The sequence below is a fragment of the Tabrizicola sp. M-4 genome, assembly GCF_051132405.1.
In the GTDB taxonomy this organism is placed as follows: domain Bacteria; phylum Pseudomonadota; class Alphaproteobacteria; order Rhodobacterales; family Rhodobacteraceae; genus Paragemmobacter.
Window position 1 is genome coordinate 1,180,187 of sequence record NZ_CP128606.1, and the last position, 17,300, is coordinate 1,197,486.

At 64.9% G+C, this 17,300-nt stretch carries 18 protein-coding genes and 2 tRNA genes; 15 read left to right on the forward strand and 5 right to left on the reverse strand.

The window, feature by feature from the left end:
- Positions 1-51 precede the first annotated feature (51 nt).
- Positions 52-513: an MmcB family DNA repair protein gene (locus tag TabM4_RS05735; protein WP_434619714.1), complete on the forward strand. Its 462-nt coding sequence runs from the start codon at positions 52-54 to the stop codon at positions 511-513.
- Here the strand turns inward: TabM4_RS05735 and TabM4_RS05740 are convergent.
- Positions 510-737 (reverse strand): DUF6324 family protein, encoded by a 228-nt coding sequence (locus tag TabM4_RS05740; RefSeq protein ID WP_434619717.1) that lies wholly within the window; start codon positions 735-737, stop codon positions 510-512. The two genes, TabM4_RS05735 and TabM4_RS05740, sit on opposite strands and share 4 nt — an antisense overlap.
- Positions 738-853: 116 nt before the next feature.
- Here TabM4_RS05740 and TabM4_RS05745 point away from each other — a divergent pair.
- Positions 854-930: transfer RNA gene (locus tag TabM4_RS05745), tRNA-His, on the forward strand.
- 155 nt (positions 931-1,085) lie between these two features.
- Positions 1,086-1,751, forward strand: coding sequence for a L,D-transpeptidase (locus tag TabM4_RS05750; RefSeq protein WP_434619720.1), 666 nt, complete (start codon positions 1,086-1,088; stop codon positions 1,749-1,751).
- Positions 1,752-1,759: 8 nt separating this feature from the next.
- Here TabM4_RS05750 and TabM4_RS05755 read toward each other — a convergent pair whose 3' ends face one another.
- Complete coding sequence (locus tag TabM4_RS05755) at positions 1,760-2,032, reverse strand: hypothetical protein (RefSeq protein WP_434619723.1); 273 nt, start codon at positions 2,030-2,032, stop codon at positions 1,760-1,762.
- A 259-nt stretch (positions 2,033-2,291) separates the two neighbouring features.
- Here TabM4_RS05755 and TabM4_RS05760 point away from each other — a divergent pair, with 259 nt between their 5' ends.
- From TabM4_RS05760 to phoB, 6 genes are all read left to right on the forward strand, one after another.
- Positions 2,292-3,332 (forward strand): PstS family phosphate ABC transporter substrate-binding protein, encoded by a 1,041-nt coding sequence (locus TabM4_RS05760; protein ID WP_434619726.1) that lies wholly within the window; start codon positions 2,292-2,294, stop codon positions 3,330-3,332.
- Positions 3,333-3,396: 64 nt separating this feature from the next.
- On the forward strand, positions 3,397-4,857 hold the full coding sequence (pstC, locus tag TabM4_RS05765) for a phosphate ABC transporter permease subunit PstC (RefSeq protein ID WP_434619729.1): 1,461 nt from the start codon (positions 3,397-3,399) through the stop codon (positions 4,855-4,857).
- Positions 4,854-6,218, forward strand: coding sequence for a phosphate ABC transporter permease PstA (pstA, locus tag TabM4_RS05770; protein WP_434619732.1), 1,365 nt, complete (start codon positions 4,854-4,856; stop codon positions 6,216-6,218). Before pstC ends, pstA begins: the two co-directional genes overlap by 4 nt.
- Before the next feature lie 13 nt (positions 6,219-6,231).
- Positions 6,232-7,029, forward strand: coding sequence for a phosphate ABC transporter ATP-binding protein PstB (gene pstB, locus TabM4_RS05775; RefSeq protein WP_434619735.1), 798 nt, complete (start codon positions 6,232-6,234; stop codon positions 7,027-7,029).
- 11 nt (positions 7,030-7,040) lie between these two features.
- Entirely contained in the window at positions 7,041-7,760 is a 720-nt protein-coding gene (gene phoU, locus TabM4_RS05780) for a phosphate signaling complex protein PhoU (RefSeq protein ID WP_434621935.1), read from the forward strand.
- 16 nt (positions 7,761-7,776) lie between these two features.
- On the forward strand, positions 7,777-8,463 hold the full coding sequence (gene phoB / locus TabM4_RS05785; protein WP_434621937.1) for a phosphate regulon transcriptional regulator PhoB: 687 nt from the start codon (positions 7,777-7,779) through the stop codon (positions 8,461-8,463).
- A gap of 67 nt (positions 8,464-8,530) precedes the next feature.
- Here the strand turns inward: phoB and TabM4_RS05790 are convergent, their stop codons facing one another.
- A complete protein-coding gene (locus tag TabM4_RS05790; RefSeq protein ID WP_434619738.1) occupies positions 8,531-8,677 on the reverse strand; it encodes a hypothetical protein in 147 nt (48 codons plus the stop codon).
- Positions 8,678-8,893: 216 nt separating this feature from the next.
- A complete protein-coding gene (locus tag TabM4_RS05795) occupies positions 8,894-9,694 on the reverse strand; it encodes a lytic murein transglycosylase (RefSeq protein WP_434619741.1) in 801 nt (266 codons plus the stop codon).
- A 458-nt stretch (positions 9,695-10,152) separates the two neighbouring features.
- On the opposite strand from TabM4_RS05795, the gene TabM4_RS05800 reads away from it, so the two are divergent.
- From TabM4_RS05800 to TabM4_RS05820, 5 genes are read left to right on the forward strand one after another with little or no spacing between them, the layout of a single operon-like run.
- Positions 10,153-10,362, forward strand: coding sequence for a hypothetical protein (locus TabM4_RS05800; RefSeq protein WP_434619744.1), 210 nt, complete (start codon positions 10,153-10,155; stop codon positions 10,360-10,362).
- A gap of 42 nt (positions 10,363-10,404) precedes the next feature.
- On the forward strand, positions 10,405-13,335 hold the full coding sequence (locus tag TabM4_RS05805) for a calcium-binding protein (RefSeq protein ID WP_434619747.1): 2,931 nt from the start codon (positions 10,405-10,407) through the stop codon (positions 13,333-13,335).
- 58 nt (positions 13,336-13,393) lie between these two features.
- On the forward strand, positions 13,394-15,118 hold the full coding sequence (locus tag TabM4_RS05810) for a hypothetical protein (RefSeq protein ID WP_434619750.1): 1,725 nt from the start codon (positions 13,394-13,396) through the stop codon (positions 15,116-15,118).
- Entirely contained in the window at positions 15,115-15,648 is a 534-nt protein-coding gene (locus tag TabM4_RS05815) for a TadE/TadG family type IV pilus assembly protein (RefSeq protein WP_434619752.1), read from the forward strand. The genes TabM4_RS05810 and TabM4_RS05815 overlap by 4 nt, the downstream gene beginning before the upstream one ends.
- 7 nt (positions 15,649-15,655) lie before the next feature.
- The gene (locus TabM4_RS05820; RefSeq protein WP_434619755.1) at positions 15,656-16,246 is read left to right on the forward strand and encodes a hypothetical protein; all 591 of its coding nucleotides are present in this window, start codon (positions 15,656-15,658) and stop codon (positions 16,244-16,246) included.
- 51 nt (positions 16,247-16,297) lie between these two features.
- Here the strand turns inward: TabM4_RS05820 and TabM4_RS05825 are convergent.
- Positions 16,298-16,372, reverse strand: a tRNA-Glu gene (locus tag TabM4_RS05825).
- Positions 16,373-16,533: 161 nt separating this feature from the next.
- On the opposite strand from TabM4_RS05825, the gene TabM4_RS05830 reads away from it, so the two are divergent.
- Entirely contained in the window at positions 16,534-17,298 is a 765-nt protein-coding gene (locus TabM4_RS05830; protein ID WP_434619758.1) for a LamB/YcsF family protein, read from the forward strand.
- Positions 17,299-17,300 lie beyond the last annotated feature (2 nt).

Genomic DNA, 17,300 nt, shown 5'->3' on the forward strand with positions numbered 1-17,300 from the left:
AGGGCCTGCGGGGGGCTTGCAGGATGTTCACGATTGGTTCATGTTTGGCGCATGGATAGCAGCGTCGATGCCCTTCCCGTGATGCCCGGCCAGCGCCTTGCGCGTGGGGTGTGCCGGGGTTTGCGCGCGATGGATTTCGTCACGGTGGAGGAATTGGTGCCAGCCCCCGGATTGCGGGTGGATGTGATGGCGCTGGGTCCGCGGGGCGAGGTCTGGGTGGTGGAGTGCAAGTCGGGCCGGGCGGATTTTGCGGCGGACCGGAAATGGCGGGGCTATCTGGAATGGTGCGACCGGTTCTTCTGGGCGGTGGATGCCGAGTTCCCGGTGGACCTGCTGCCGGAGGGGACGGGGCTGATCCTTGCCGATGCCTTCGATGCCGAAATCCTGCGGATGGGGCCGGAGGCGCCGCTTGCCCCCGCGCGGCGCAAGGTTATGGTGCAGAAATTCGCCCGACATGCGGCTTTGCGCCTGCAGGTGATGCGCGATCCCGGCGCGGCGCTGGGGATGATCTAGCGGCGGCCGGGTTTGCCCTTGGGGGCAGCGGGGGCGGTGCCGATGGTGCGGGCGGCCTCGGCGGCGGCGCGGAGTTCCTCGGCGATCTCCTCCGCCTCGTCGGGGTCGAAGTCCAGCGGGAGTTCGATGCCGCCCTCGGCCTCGACATAGATGCGGACCATGCCGTGATCGGTGGGGCCGATCTGGATGTTGGCGGCGATGTCGCTTTGCTTGTCGATGCCCATGATAGCCTCCTGCCGGGGTTGGCATTGCCCTAGCGCGGGCGGGGCGAAGAGGCAAGATGCGGGTGGGCTTTCGCCTCTTGCAATCGGGTGGAGGCGGGGTTAAACGGCCCGTGAGTGCCGCCTTAGCTCAGTTGGTTAGAGCACCAGATTGTGGATCTGGGGGTCCCCCGTTCGAGCCGGGGAGGCGGTACCATCTTCCTTGAATGTGGATATCGGGCCGCACCTGAAGGTGGCATGTGTCTGTTGGCTTGGGCGCGCTGTCGCGCTGCAGGGCGCGCGTGATTGACAGAATGTGATGTGTGTCCAGCCGCTTGGCGCGGTATTCACGGCGCGAGAAGGAGATTGGCCATGCTGACGAGACGCCATTTCATCATCACGGGTGCCGCGCTGTTTTCACCCGCCATTTCCGGTCCTGTCCTCGCGCAGCCCCTTTCGCGGGAGGCGCAGTGGGCCGCTTGGGATGCGGAGGTGACGCCTGCGGGGTTTGATCCGGCGACGTCGAATCCCTGGGGGCTGCATCCGCGGCTGCTGCCCACGCGGGTGGAGGCGAAGGACGGGCTGCGGGCGGGGGATATCCATGTCGATGCCATCGCGCGCTATCTTTACCATATCCAGCCGGACGGCACCGCGATGCGCTATGGCGTGGCGATCGGGCGGGGCGGACTGTACGAGCCCGGCTTCTTCACCATCGGGCGCAAGGCGAAATGGCCGCGATGGACGCCCACGGCGTCGATGATCGCGCGGGAGCCGGAAATCTATGCGCAATATGCGGAAGGGATGGAGCCGGGGCCGGGCAATGCGTTGGGATCACGGGCGCTGTATCTGTATCAGGGCAGCCGGGATACGATGCTGCGCATCCATGGGACGCCCTATCCGCGGTCGGTCGGCTGGCGCGCGAGTTCGGGCTGCGTGCGGATGGTGATGGCGCATATCAACGTGCTGTACGAGCAGGTCGAAACCGGTGCGGCGGCCTTCCTTTATCCGGCGGAGGAAAGCCTGACGGCGCGGACCTGAGCCGTCGTTCAGCGAGTGGCGGCCTGACAGATGGGCCGCCCTTCGGGCGTGCGCAGGGGCAGGAGCGTGGTTTCGACCTGTCCGGAATGTTCATACCAATAGCAGCCGTCTTCGGGCAGGAGGCGGGCCGTGGCGAGGTTCTGCCACGGCGCGGCGACGGCCACGACGGATTCGGGCAGGGGAGGGAGGGGCGCGTCTTCGGACCCCGGCCCGCCGGTGCCGCCTGCGGTGCAGCCACCGAGCAGGAGCGAGAATGTGGCGAGGGCTGTGATCCGTGTCATGATGCGGTTCCGGTGGTTGCGGTCGGGTGCAAAATTCCATCCATGGCCGGGCACCTCAAGCCGGGGCGGGGCCAAGGGGGAGCGAAAACAAGCACGATTTCGTGAGCGGGCGGCCTTGCCGGGGCGCCGAGCGGGTGCGGAAGCGCACGGGGATGCTGTTACGAAACTGTCATCCAACCTTTGCGAAAGGGTCACATCGCGGGGCTAGAGCGGGGGAGAGGCGCCAAGGTGCGCTCGGGTCAAATGTCAGGAGTTTCGGATGACCGTCCTCAAGCTTTGCCTTTCCACTGCCGCGGTGCTGGCCGCTTCGACGAGCCTCGCGTTGGCGCGCGACAATGTGCAGATTTCCGGGTCTTCGACCGTGCTGCCCTATGCCACGATCGTGGCGGAACTCTTTGCCGAAAACTTCGACTTCCCCGCCCCGGTGGTGGAGGGCGGCGGTTCGGGCGCGGGCCGCAAGAAGATGTGCGAAGGCGTGGGCGAGAACACCATCGACATCGCCAATTCCTCCAGCCGGATCAGCCAGTCGGATATCGACCTGTGCGCCGCCAATGGCGTGACGGACATCATGGAAGTGCGCATCGGCTATGACGGGATCGTCTTCGCGTCCAAGGTGGACGGGCCGGAATTCGCCTTTACCCCCGCGCAGTGGTACAATGCGCTGGGCGCGCAGGTGATGAAGGATGGCGCGCTGGTCGCCAACCCGCACAAGGCGTGGAATGAGGTGGATGCCGCGCTGCCCGCGCAGCAGATCCTCGCCTTCATCCCCGGCACCAAGCACGGGACGCGGGAAGTCTTTGACACCAAGGTGATCGTCGCGGGCTGCGAAGAGACCGGGGCCTTTGCCGCCTTTGCCGCCGCCAATGGCGGGGACGAGGAAAAGGCCGAAGAACTGTGCATGACGCTGCGGACGGATGGCGTTTCGGTGGATATCGACGGCGACTATACCGAGACGCTGGCGCGTCTGGACGCCAATCCGGATGCCATCGGCGTGTTCGGGCTGAGCTTCTACCAGAACAACACCGACAAGCTGCGCGTGGCGACGATGTCGGGTGTGGTGCCGACGGTCGAGTCCATCGCGACCGGCGAGTATCCAGTTTCCCGCCCGCTGTTCTTCTATGTGAAGAAGCAGCATATCGGCGTGATCCCCGGCCTGAAGGAATTCATCGAATTCTTCGTGTCGGATGACATCGCGGGGCCGGATGGGCCGCTGGCGGCCTATGGTCTGGTTTCGGACCCGGAACTGGCCGCGACGCAGGAAGCGGTGGCAAATGAAGTGGTCATGGGCCCGCTGCAGTAAGCGGTGACCTTGGGGGCGGTGCCGCGGGTGCCGCCCCCGTTCCTTTTTCCAAGCGTGGCGCGGCATGTCCCTTTCCCTGACCTTCCTTGTCCTTCTGGTGCTGGCGCTGGCCGGTTTCGTGCTGGGTCGCCAAAGAGCGATGGCCCTGTGCGGCGGTGACCTGCGGCGGCTGCATTCCCTGCCCGGTTACTATGGCTGGCACGGCGCCATCATGGCCGCGCTGCCGGCCTTTCTTGTGATCGCGGTCTGGCAGATTGCGCAGCCCCTTGTGATCGAGAGCCGTCTTTCGGCGATGTTCCCGGCCGAAATGGTGCAGGAGGATGCGGCGCGGACATTGCTTTTCGCCGATGTGCGGCGGATCGCGGCGGGGCTGGATATGGCGGTGGCCACGGGCGCGATGAGCGCGGCGGAGGCCGCGGGTCTGCAGGTGGGTGACGGGTCGGTGCGCGACCGTCTGGCGGCGGTGGGTGTCGCGCTGGGCGCGGAGGTGCAGGCCGAGACGCTGGCCGCGGCGCAGGAATACCGGGGGCTGGCCCAGACGGGCATGGTGATGCGGAGCCTCTTGGTGCTGGTGGTGGCGGTGGCGGGCCTTGCCTATGCGCTGCGTTTGACGGGACCGGAGTTCCGGGCGCGGAACCGGGTGGAGGCGGTGATGCTGGCCCTGCTGATGCTGGCCTCGCTGATCGCCATCCTGACGACGGTGGGGATCGTCCTGTCGATGCTGTCGGAGAGCATCCGGTTCTTCGGGATGTATCCTGTGCAGGATTTCTTCTTCGGGCTGACATGGTCGCCCAATTTTTCGGGAAATTCGCAGCTTGGCTTGCTGCCGCTGTTGTGGGGGACGCTGTATATCAGCGCGATTTCCATGCTGGTGGCGGTGCCGGTGGGGCTGTTCGCCGCCATCTATCTGGCGGAATTCGCGGATGCGCGGGTGCGCAGCGTGGTGAAGCCGCTGATCGAGGTGATCGCGGGGATTCCGACGGTGGTGTTCGGGCTGTTCGCGCTGGTGACGGTGGGGCCGTTGCTGCGGGACTGGATCGCCATGCCGACGGGCCTTGGCAATTCCGGGTCGTCGGTGATGACGGCGGGGATCGTGATCGGCATCCTGAACATTCCGTTCATCTCGTCGCTGACGGATGACATCATCACGGCGGTGCCGCAGTCGTTGCGGGACGGGTCCTATGGATTGGGCGCCACCAAGGCGGAGACGGTGTCGCAGGTGGTGCTGCCTGCCGCGCTTCCGGGGATCGTGGGCGCTGTGCTTATGGCGGCGAGCCGTGCCATCGGCGAGACGATGATCGTGACGATGGGGGCGGGTGCGGCGGCCAAGCTGGACATGAACCCCTTCGAGGCGATGACGACGATCACCGTGAAGATCGTGAGCCAGTTGACCGGGGATACCGAGTTCAACTCGCCCGAGACGCTGGTGGCCTTTGCGTTGGGGATTTCGCTGTTCGTGATCACGCTGGCGCTGAACGTTTTCGCGCTGTGGATCGTGCGGCGCTATCGGGAGCAATACGAATGACGGAGACGAGTGCGGTGCCGCAGCGTGGCGCGGCGGTCGTGCAGAGGGAGCATCCGCTGCTGGCCGGGGGGCGGGCGCTGAAGCGGCGCAAGGCGCGGGAATGGCGGATGAAGGCCTATGGCATCGCGGCCATCGTGTTGAGCCTGACGATGCTGGCGGTGATGCTTTTCACCATCGTGCGGGACGGGGCCGGGGCCTTCTATCAGGCGCGGCTGGTCTTTCCGGTGACGATCGATGCGGCGGTGGTGGACAAGGCGGGCAACCGCAACCCGGAGGAAATGGCGAAGGTCACCACTGTGGGCTATCAGCGCCTGCTGGCGCAGGGCTTTGCGGGGTATCTGGCCGAACGGGGGATCGAGGTCGGTGACCTGACCGACAAGGAGTTGGACGCGTTGATTTCGCGCGATGCGGCGGGGCGGTTGCGGGCGCAGGTCTTGGCGGACCCGGCGTTGGTGGGGCAGCGGATCGAGGTGCGGGCCTATGCCAATGGGCGCATCGACGGATATCTGAAGGGGCGCGTGACGCGCGAGACGGCGGAGCGGGATACGCAGGTGACGCCCGCGCAACTGGACCTTGCGGATCGGCTGGTCGCGGCGGGCATCCTGTCGTCGGAGTTCAACATGGGGTTCCTGACGAACCCGGACGCATCAGATGTGCGCCCCGAATCCTCGGGCCTTGGGGTGGCGATCATCGGGTCGGTCTACATGATGGTTCTGGTCGCGCTGATGACGGTGCCGGTGGGAGTGGCCGCGTCGATCTATCTGGAGGAATTCGCGCCGAAGAACCGGCTGACGGATCTGATCGAGGTGAACATCTCGAACCTTGCCGCCGTGCCCTCCATCGTCTTCGGTATCCTTGGGCTGTCCATCTTCATCAATTTCATGGGCTTGCCGCAATCGGCCAGCCTTGTGGGGGCGCTTGTGATCTCGCTCATGACGCTGCCCACGATCATCATCGCGACACGGGCTGCGATCCGGGCGGTGCCGCCGTCGATCCGGGATGCGGCGCTGGGGATCGGGGCGTCGCGGATGCAGCTTGTGTTCCATCACGTGCTGCCCTTGGCCATGCCGGGCATCCTGACGGGAACGATCCTTGGCCTTGCGACAGCCTTGGGCGAGACGGCGCCGCTCTTGCTGATCGGCATGGTGGCCTTCGTGACGACCTATCCGTCAGGGCCGCTGGAGGGCGGGATCATGGAGCCTGCGACCGCGCTGCCGGTGCAGGTCTATTCCTGGGCGTCGCGGTCCGACCCGGCCTTCATCGAGCGGTCCTCGGGCGCGATCATCGTTCTTCTGGTCTTCCTCGTGATCATGAACGTCGCGGCGATCCTGCTGCGCCGCAAGTTCGAACGCCGCTGGTGAGGGGGTGGAGCCGATGGACGATTTGAGGATCGTGGAGAGGGTCGTGGAACAGAAGACGAGCAAGATCGAGGCGGCGGGCGTGCAGGTCTGGTATGGTGAAAAGCACGCGCTGCGGGATGTGGATGTGGCGATCCTTGACCGGACGGTGACGGCCTTCATCGGGCCGTCGGGATGCGGGAAGTCGACCTTCCTGCGCTGTCTGAACCGCATGAACGATACCGTCGCTTCGGCGCGGGTCGGGGGCAGGATCACGCTGGACGGGCAGGACATCTATGATCCCCGCGTCGATCCGGTGCAGTTGCGCGCCAAGGTGGGGATGGTGTTCCAGAAGCCGAACCCGTTTCCCAAGTCGATCTATGACAATGTGGCCTATGGGCCGAAGATTCACGGGTTATCGCGGAGCAAGGCGGAGCTGGACGAGATCGTCGAAACCTCGCTGCGGCGGGCGGCCTTGTGGAATGAGGTGAAGGATCGTCTGGACGCGCCGGGAACGGGCCTTTCGGGCGGGCAGCAGCAGCGGCTGTGCATCGCGCGGGCGGTGGCCACGTCACCCGAGGTGCTGCTGATGGATGAACCCTGTTCGGCGCTGGACCCCATCGCCACGGCGCAGGTGGAGGAGTTGATCGATGAATTGCGGGCGCAGTTTTCCGTGGTGATCGTGACCCATTCGATGCAGCAGGCGGCACGGGTCAGCCAGAAGACGGCCTTCTTCCATTTGGGCAGCCTCGTCGAATACGGAGAGACCGGGGAGATTTTCACCAACCCCCGCGATCCCCGGACCGAGGCCTATATCACGGGGCGGATCGGATGAACGGCGAGACCATGGGAAAACCCCATATCCTTTCGGCCTTCGATCGTGATCTGGAGGCCGTGCAGGCGATGCTGATGCGGATGGGTGGCCTTGTCGAGGCTGCCATCGGCGAGGCGGCAGAGGCGCTGGAGACGCGGGACGAGGTCTTGGCGGTGAAGGTGCGCGAGGGCGACAAGGCCATCGACGCGCTGGAGGCGCAGATCCATATGGAATGCGCGCGTCTTCTGGCGCTGCGGGCACCGACGGCATCGGATCTGCGGGTGGTGCTGACGGTGATGCGGATCGCCGGGGGGCTGGAACGTTGTGGCGACCATGCCAAGAACCTTGCGAAGCGGTCGATGATCCTGTCGCAGATGTCGCCCCTTGGTGGCACGGCGGGTTCGATCAGCCGGATGGCGCGGACGGCGATGTTGCGGCTGAAGGAGGCGCTGGATGCCTTCATCGCGCGGGACGGGGTGGCGGCGGCGGATATCCGCGACCGCGACCGCGAGGTGGACCAGATGTACAACTCGCTGTTCCGGGAATTGCTGACCCATATGCTGGAGGACCCGCGCAGCATCACCCCGGCGATGCATCTGCATTTCATCGCCAAGAACATCGAACGGGTGGGCGACCATGCCACGGGGATTGCGGAACAGGTCATCTATCTCGTCAGCGGTGAGATCCCCGAGGAGGAGAGGCCCAAGGCGGATGTGACGGCGGGAACCCTCGATACGGGCAAGGACGCATGAGATGAGCGAGAGGACGATGGTGCAGCAGCCGCGTGTTCTGCTGGTGGAGGACGAATTCGCGCAGCGCGAGGTGCTGGCCTATAACCTTGAGGCCGAGGGGTTCGACGTCATTCAGGCCGACAATGGCGAGGATGCGCTGCTTCTGGTGGAGGAGGACCACCCCGATATGATCATCCTTGACTGGATGATGCCGAAACTTTCGGGGATCGAGGTCTGCCGCCGCCTGAAGATGCGGCCCGAGACGCGGGGCATACCGGTCATCATGCTGTCGGCGCGGGCGGAGGAGGTGGATCGCGTGCGCGGGCTGGAGACGGGGGCGGATGACTATGTGATCAAGCCCTATTCCATGGTGGAACTGATGGCGCGGGCGCGGGCGCAGATCCGGCGCGTCCGGCCCTCGACCGTGGGGATGGTGCTGCAATACGAGGATATCCGGCTGGATGCCGAAAGCCACCGGGTGTTCCGTGGGGAAAAGGTTTTGAAGCTGGGGCCGACCGAGTTCCGTCTGCTGACCGCCTTCATGGAGAAGCCGGGCCGGGTCTGGTCAAGGGATCAGTTGCTGGATCGGGTTTGGGGGCGTGAGATCTATGTCGACACGCGGACGGTGGATGTGCATGTCGGTCGGCTGCGCAAGACGCTGTGCGCGCATGGCGACGCGGACCCGATCCGCACGGTGCGGGGTTCGGGCTATGCGCTGGGCTGAGGCTGCGGAATGAGGAAAGGGGCCGCGAGGCCCCTTCTTCGATCCGGTTGAAGGCTTTGCGCCCGTGTCAGGCCATGAACACCACGGCCGAGAGGAAGAGCAGGCCGATGGTCGCGGTGGTCGCGATGGCGGTCAGTGTGTTCTCCGCGATCGTCAGCTTGCGCGACGTTTCCGGGCGCAGGTCGCAGACGCGGCACTGCAGTTTGCCTTCCATGAAACATTTGCCTTTGTAGGGGCAGCGAATTTCTTCATCCATTTCCGTGCCTCCTTCATTGTTGGGCATGGATGTTGAATAGCCGCAGAAATTCATGAATCACAGAGTGACTTATGGATGGGTGGGGATACCCATCCCGATGGCGGGTGACGCAAAGGTCAATCCTGCTTCGATCTTTGCAAAGCTTTGGCCGGCGCGGCCGCGAGTCGCGCTCCTTCAGCCGTCGATGCGGGCGGCCATGATGGCGATGGCCTGCTGATAGACGGTGGCGGCGTTCCATTCCTCGATCACCGCGAAATTCGGCTCGCCCGGTTGATAGCCTGCGCCGGGGCGCCAGCCCTTCTGGCGCAGGAAATTGGCGGTGGAGGCCATGGCATCGACGAAATCGGTCAGGTCGAGTTGCCCGTCGCCGTTGCCGTCGACGCCATAGGTCAGGGCGTTGCCGGGCAGGAACTGGGTATGGCCAAGCTCGCCATGTTTCGCGCCCACGGTCTGCGGGCTGATGGCACCCATGTCGACCAGTTTCAGCGCGGCGATGAGGTGCGGGGTGAAGAAGTCGGAGCGGCGGCAATCATAGGACAGGGTGGCGATGGCCGAGACGACGTTGGTATCGCCCATGAAATTGCCGAAGCCCGTCTCCATGCCGTGGATGGCGATGAGGACGCCCGCAGGAACGCCATACTGCGCCTCGATCGCCGCGTAGAAGTCGGCGTTCTGTGCCTTGCGCTTGCGGCCTTGGCTGACGATGGCATCTGCGCCGCGGACCTGCATGAACTTCTCGAGGCTGTAGCGGAAGCTTTTCTGGTTCCGGTCGGCACCGATGGTGGCCTTGGAATAGCTGGTGGCCATGAGCGCCTCGATCCCGCGGCGGCCCACGCCCGCGGCCTGCGCCTCTTCGGCCATGAGGGGTTTCCAGCTTTCGTATTGACCGCCGGTGTCGGAGCAGGGTGTCGCGAGGGCGGGTCCGGCAAGGCAGAGCGAAAGAAGGACGGCTTTGGGGAAGGAATGGGGCGGCATGAAAGACCACATGGCAAGGAATGGTTGGCGGGCAGGATAGGCAAGATGGACAATCCTGCAAGTGTTTGCGGGGGAATGACCGCGACCGGGGCGTGATATTCGCCGAGGCGGGAGCGGGTGGGCCGCGATCCGGAACGGGGTGGGCCTTGTCGGAAACCGGGCTTTGCCCCAGTCGGCACCGGCGAGGGCTAAGCGATAATTTTGGCGGGAAACCGTGGATCGCGATGCAATTCTGAGTTGATCTGCCGTAACCGCCTGCATCGGTGCGCACTCGCGCCGCGTCTGTCGGGAGTCGCCGTTTGCGCCAAGGTTCCTGCCAAGGGCGCTGCGTGGGCGGGTTGCTGTGCCTTTCCAGCCGCCGTGACGCGCCTTTGCCGACATCGGGCCTGAAATGCGTGGAGATGTCGACTAGCACGGGGCGCGCTGCGGTTGCCGGATGCCTTTCGCCGGTCGGCCGCATGCCGGACCGTTCATCCTGCGGGGGGCAGGGGACGGTGCGTGAGCCTTTCCGAGTGTCGGCCAATCGGCCTGCGATGACCGTGCGAGTGACCTTTCCGATGCGACTTTGCGCAGCGATCCCCCCCTATGCCGATGCGCCGCCCCGCGCCCAGTGGACCTTCGTTTCGGACCGTCCCAACCCCTCTACCCGCCCCCTGCCAGTGAAATGACGCGCCCGGCAACGACCGCAGGCGACCCAAAGGAGCAGCCAGATGACCCATCCGATCACCCCCGCCGAAGCGATTCAGGTGAATACCTCGATCAGTGGAAACCAGTCCTCGCCGAAGATGCTGCTGTTGAGCGATGGTCGTCTGCTTTATGTCTGGACGGATAATGCCGCATGGGATGACGTGCCGTCGATGACGTTGCAGGCGCGGATCTACAATGCCGACGGCACGCCCGCGACCGGGCAGATCAGCCTTGCCGCCCTTGGTGCGGTGGATGGCTTCGACGGGTACGACTGGGACAATCTGGATGTAGATCTGATGCAGGATGGCAGCGTCCTGATCAGCTGGGTGCGCGGCACGGTCGAGACGGGCAAGGATGCACCCGTCTTTGCGATCCTGCAGGCCACCGACAGCGACCTGATCGTGACGACGCCCCGGACGGCGATCCAGAGCAACGACACCACGATCTTCGAAAGCCCGCCTGTCACGACCGTTCTCGACGATGGCAGGGTGCTGTTCGTCTGGTCGAAGAAGGCGAATTGGGACGACGTCCCGACGATGACGCTGCAGGGGCGGATCTATGACCCGGCCAGCGGCAGCTTCACCTCGGGCGAGTTCCAGATCGGGAATGTCGCGGTGGACGGCACCGACTGGGCGGATGTGCCGAACCTGAACATAACGCAGCTTGCGGGCGGCAACATCGTGGTGACCTGGTCGCGGTCGAATGTGGAGGCGGGGTTCAATGAGCCGGTCTACACGGTGCTGGACCCGACCGGGGCCACGGTCCGCGCCACCTCTGAGATCGAGGGGAGCGATACCGAGATCCAGCATACGCCGTGGGAATCCCCGGCGCAGATCGTGGCCCTGTCCGATGGTCGGTGGATGGCGACATGGGTGAATGACGGATATTCCGATGACCTGCGGACGATGACGATCGAGGCGCGGATATTCAACGCCGACGGGACGCCGGCCACGGGCGATATCCGCGTGGGCAACACCGCCGTGGATGGCAGCGACCTGTTCGACAATTCGAACTTCTCGATCATCGAGATCGGGGGGGGGCGCGTGGTGATCGGCTATGTCGAGAATTTCGTGACGTCGGGCGACCATTCCACCCTGCCGCATTTCACCATCCTTGATGCGGCGACCGGGGCCACGGTCATCGCGGATGTGCAGATCCCTGTTGCGTCCCTGCATCCATGGGCAGGCCCGCCGGTGATCGAGGCGCTGGGCGACAGCGGGTATTTCGTCGCGGTCTATGCCGATGGCGACCAGTTCTCGGGCGGCGCGACGGGGCTGAACTATCGGATTTTCGATGGCGACGGGCAGGCCGTGACGGGTGATGTACGGCTGACCTCGGCGACGGCGGCCTCGGCCCTGTCGGGAATCGATGCCTTCGACTGGGATCAGGTGGATGTGGTCTTCAACCCCACGAATGGCAGCTTCACCGTGGGCTGGGTGGGGCAGAGCGACGGGAATGGGACGGCGGTCTACACCTCGGGTCCTGTCGATGTCAGCGCGCTGACGGGGGGCGGGGTTACGCCCGACGGGATCGTGAATGGCACGGGTGGAAACGATGTGATGCTGCCCGACTTCGTCGATGCGCAGGGCGACGTCATGGACGGTGCGGACGGCCTGGATGACGTGGTGCTGGGCGGCGCGGGGAATGACAGGATCGAGGCCGGTCTGGGCAATGACAGCGTGGATGGCGAGGGGGGTGATGACAGCATCGACGGCGGCGCCGGGGATGATGCCGTGACTGGCGGCGATGGGGACGACAGCCTTTCCGGCAGTGAGGGCGACGATACGCTGTCGGGTGGCGCGGGCGATGACCTGCTGGACGGTGGGGACGGGCGGGACACGCTTTTGGGAGGGCTTGGCGCTGACAGCCTGACCGGAGGCGACGGCGATGACGCGCTGCAGGGCGAGGAGGGCGATGACTCGCTGGTCGGGGAGGATGGCAACGATTTCCTTGAAGGCGGCGCGGGCGATGACCTTCTGTCGGGCGGTGCAGGGGAGGACAGCCTGGACGGGGCATCGGGCGATGATCGGGTTTTCGGCGGCGATGGCGCGGATCTGCTTTTGCTGGGTGAGGGTGACGATCTGGCCTTTGCGGACGAAGGCGACGACGTGGTCTTCGCGGCGGAGGGGAATGACACGATCACCGGCGGTGACGGGGCGGATTTCGTATCCGGCGGCAGCGGGGACGATGTGATCGACACGGGCGGCAGCCTTGCTTTGCCTGATGTCCTGTTCCTTGATCTGGGGGAGGCCGACGCAGATCAGAACGATGACCGCGATATCGTCTTCGGGGATGCGGGCAATGACCGGATCGTCACGGGCGACGACGGGGATGAGGCCTATGGCGGTGAAGGCGACGACCTGATCGACAGCGGGTTGGATGCGGATTTCGTCTTTGGCGGCAGTGGCAACGACACGCTTGTCGCAGGCGAGGGGGGCGATGAGGTCGACGGCGGTGACGGCGACGATCTGATCTATGGCGGCGTCGCGCTCGGCGACCTTGACCTGTTCTCGCGGACGGATGACCTGGATCTCGCGCCGGAGAACGATCTGGACAGCATTTCGGGCGGTGCCGGCAATGACACGATCTTTGGCGGGGACGATGCCGACCTCCTTGCAGGAGACGAGGGCGATGACTGGCTGGATGGCGGCATTGATGCGGACACGCTGATCGGCGGGCTTGGGCAGGATACGCTCACGGGCGGAGAGGGGGCAGATGTCTTCGTCTTCGTGCAGGGCGGGGACCTGACGATCACCGATTTCGAGGCCGGGGACATGCTCACCCTGACCGCCTATTTCACCGACCTGACTGAACTGGTCGACGATTTCAACGATGACGGGATCATCAACCAGTCCTTCGGCGACTTCGCGGACAATCAGGCGATGCAGGGAAGCATCACCCTGGCCGGGGTGAGCGATCTGGTCCTGACGACGGACACGACAGGGTTGCTCTGATCCGGGGGATGTGTAGCATCCGTTCGTGTAGGTGGTGCGTTGTTTGCGAGTGAGCGGGATGTTTTTCCTGAAGGATGAGCGTGGGGGCATTCTGCCCTTCACCATCTCGGTGCTGGGGGTGATCATCCTTGCCGGTGCGCTGGCCGTGAACACGGTCAGGGTGGAGCATCGGCGATCTGTCTCGCAGTCCATCCTCGATATCTGCGTGCTGAACAGCGCGGCGCAGCGGCAGACCCTGCCGCCGCGCGAGGCGCTGGATGATTGTCTGGTGAAGCACGGGTTCGAGGCCGAGATCACGGCCTTCGAGGCCACGACCGGGCGGACGAAGTCGGTGACCGCCTCGGCCGAGACGTCGTTGGAAAGTTTCTTCCTGCGCGAGACGCAGACCTATGACATCGGCGTTGCCTCCAGTGCGGCGGAAGCGCTGACCAATCTTGAGATCGTGCTTGCACTTGACGTTTCGGCCTCGCTGCTGACGGCGGGTGGCGGGAGCGCGCTGCCCTTCGCCGATCTGAAGGCTGCGGCGAAGCAATTCGTCGCCACGATGCTGGCCGAAGATACGCAGGGGCGGGTGCAGATCACGCTCTTGCCCTATAGTTCCCATGTGAACCTTGGCGCTGATCTGGCGGCGGTGTTCAACGTCAGCAACGCCCCGCAGAACATGATGGTCAACGGGGCGCAGGTCGGGCCCGATGTGACGCAAAAGCGCTGTGTGGATGTTCCGGCATCCGGTTTCGGCCAGACGGCCATCTCGCGGACGACGGCGCTTCAGGCGGTGCCCTTCGTCGACACGCTGGGCAGCACCTCGCAGAGCACGTCCTATGTCGCGCCCACGAATGCCACCTTTGCAGTGGCGCAGTTGCAGAACACGGTCTGCAGCTTTTTCCGCCTTGCCCCGTCCCCGTCGACGTCGAATGTGGTGCGGTTGCCGGATTTCACGGCGGCAGGGCAGCAAGGCACGGTCGACACGGTGGCAGAGCGGATCGCCGCTTTGCAGGCCCGTATCGACGGGTTGCAGGCCACGGGCGAGACGTCGATCAATCTGGGGATGCGCTGGGCGCTGGCCTTTCTGGACCCTTCGATGCGGCCGGTCTTCGGGGATTTCGCCAGCCAGGGGCGGATGCCCGAGATGTCGGCGAATTTTCCGACCGATTTCGGCAATGCGACGGGGGTGAAGGTTGTCGTGCTGATGTCGGATGGCACAAACCGGACCGAAGCGCGGATGCCGGACAATCTGGCGCGGGGGCCATCTCCGTTCTGGATCGGGAATGACGGCAACATGTCGTGGTTCAATGCGGCGCGCAGCGGGGCCAGCAAATATTGGGTGCCGCATAACGCGACGTGGCAGGCAATGCCTTGGCAGAATGCCACGAACAGCGGGGCAGCGGCCCGCCAGATGGATTACGAAGAGGTCTGGCGGCGCATGAAGGTCAGCTATGTGGCCTGGCATTTCCACGCGCGGTCGGTGTCGCAGGCAACCGGGTCGGCCAACAACGCGGCGCGGGCGGCGGCCTATAGCGCGGCCATGAATACCTATCTTCCTAGCGCGAATTCGATCACGGATTCGACCAAGGACACGCAGTTGACACAGGCCTGCAACGCGGCGCGGTTGCAGGGGATCTATGTCTATTCGCTGTTGTTCCAGACCGCCACGACCAGTTCGCCGACGCTGGCCTCCTGCGCCACGGCACCCTCCATGAGCTATAACGCCACCCCGGCGGATTTGCAGGCGGCCTTTGCGGCCATCGCCCTGCATATCAGCATGCTGCAGTTGAACGAATGACGGGGGGAATGTGGATCACGGCCCTGCACAGGGCGTTGGTGCGGCATCGCAAGTCGGAGCGGGGCATCGTTTCGGCAGAGTTCCTGATCGGTATCGCAATCGTCTTCACGATGTTCATGGTGACCATCGAACTGTCCTTTCTGATGGCGCGCAGCACGCTGCTTCACCAATCGCTGGAAGTCACGATGCGGGAGGTGCGGCTGGGCCTGATCATCAACCCTACCGTGCAAAGCCTTGAGGGTGCGATCTGCGACCGGATGAGTACGATCCCGGATTGTGCAAGTTCGCTCGTGCTGGAGTTCACGCAGGTGGACCAGACGACATTCGAGATGCCGGGGCCGCAGGAGCCATGCACCCGACGAACTGCCGAGATCATCGCGAACAGGGGGGGCGAGCTTTACTTCACGGGCGAGGAGAACGAATTGATGGTGGTGCGTGCCTGCATGGTTGTGGACACGATCACCCCGTTCGTGGGCGACGCTTTCGAGCTTTTCGCCCGGACCGCCTTTGTCAACGAACCGCGGGAATGAGGGTGTGATGCGCGCATGGGGGCTTGGGCATCGCTGGGCGCGTTTCCTGCGGGCGGAGGCGGGTGCGGGAACGGTCGAGATGCTGTTCTCGGTCTTGGTGATGAACATGCTTCTGATGGCCTTCTTCTTTTGGTGGGGGGCCTACAGTTCGCATGCCTTGGTGGATCGCATGGCCTATACCGTCAATGATCTGGTGACGCGGCAACGGGGCACGACGCTTGACCGCGGTTTTCTGGACGGACTGGAACGGACGGCGGAATTCATTCTGGACGAGGATCAGAATGCCGCGATCCGGTTCACGCAGGTGACGATGCGCCCGAGCGAGAACGACGGCGATCCGCCTTATCTGGAGGTGGAGTGGAGCTATTCGCCCTGCGGGGCCATGCCTGTGGCAGTGATCGAAGCCGGGTTTGACGAGGATGCCCTGCCGATGATGGCGGTCGGGGCGACGATGGTCGTGACGGATGTGCGCGTGCCCTATATTTCGACCTTCGATCTGATCCCGTCCTTGGATTTCGAGCGGCGGGCCGTGTCGCTTTATCGTTTCGAGCAGCGGTTCGACCTTGAGGGCGACGGGACGACTGTCTGTATCGACTGAGCCGACAGATTTGCGCGTTCCGGTGGATGAAACGATCAATGCGTGGGGAAGTGGCAGCCCGTAGGGGAGTCGAACCCCTCTTCCCAGGTTGAAAACCTGGTGTCCTAACCGATAGACGAACGGGCCATGCTGGCTGGTGTGGGGGATGTAGCGAAGGGCAAATCCTTGCGCAAGGGGGATAATCGGCTTTGCCCCGATGACGCGGCGGTTTCTTTGCGAGGGTTCCCCTTGGCGCGCGGGGCGGGCAGGATCGCGGAACGGCGGGGGACGAATCGAAGGGGGGCGTGGTGCGCGGAATCGACCTGAATGCCGATATGGGCGAAGGCTATGGTCCATGGGCTATGGGCGACGATGCCGCCATGCTGGATGTGGTGACCAGCGCGTCGCTGGCCTGTGGCGGCCATGCGGGTGACCCGGAGGTGATGTTCGCCACGCTGCGGGCGGCGGCGGAGCGCGGTGTCACCGTGGGGGCGCATCCCGGTTTCGCCGATCGCGAGGGGTTCGGGCGGCGGGTGATCCCGATGACCACGGACGAGATCGAGCGGATGGTGGCGGCGCAGGTCGGGGCTTTGTTGGGCGTGGCGGCATTGGCCGGGGTGCGGGTGGCCTATGTGAAGGCGCATGGCGCGCTTGCCAATCTGGCGGCGGACCGGGCCGATGTGGCGGCGGCCATCGCGCGGGCGGTGGCGGCGATGCCGGGGCGGCTTGCCCTTCTGGCGATTTCGGGGACGGAGTTGGAGGCCGAAGGGCGGCGGGCGGGTCTGACCGTCGTCTCGGAGGTCTTTGCCGACCGGGCCTATACGGCGACGGGCCGTCTGGTCCCGCGCGGGCAGGCCGGGGCGGTGCTGCATGATGCCGAGGAGGCAGCGGCGCGGATACTGCGTTTCGTGCAGACCGGGCGGATGCCGGTTCTGGGCGGGGGGGAGATCGCCTTGGAGGCCGGGTCGATCTGCGTGCATGGCGACAGTCCGGGCGCGGTCGCCATGGCGCGGGCGGTGCGCGGCGCGCTTCGGGGGGCTGGCATCGTGCTGCGGCCCTTTGCGGAGGGGTAGGG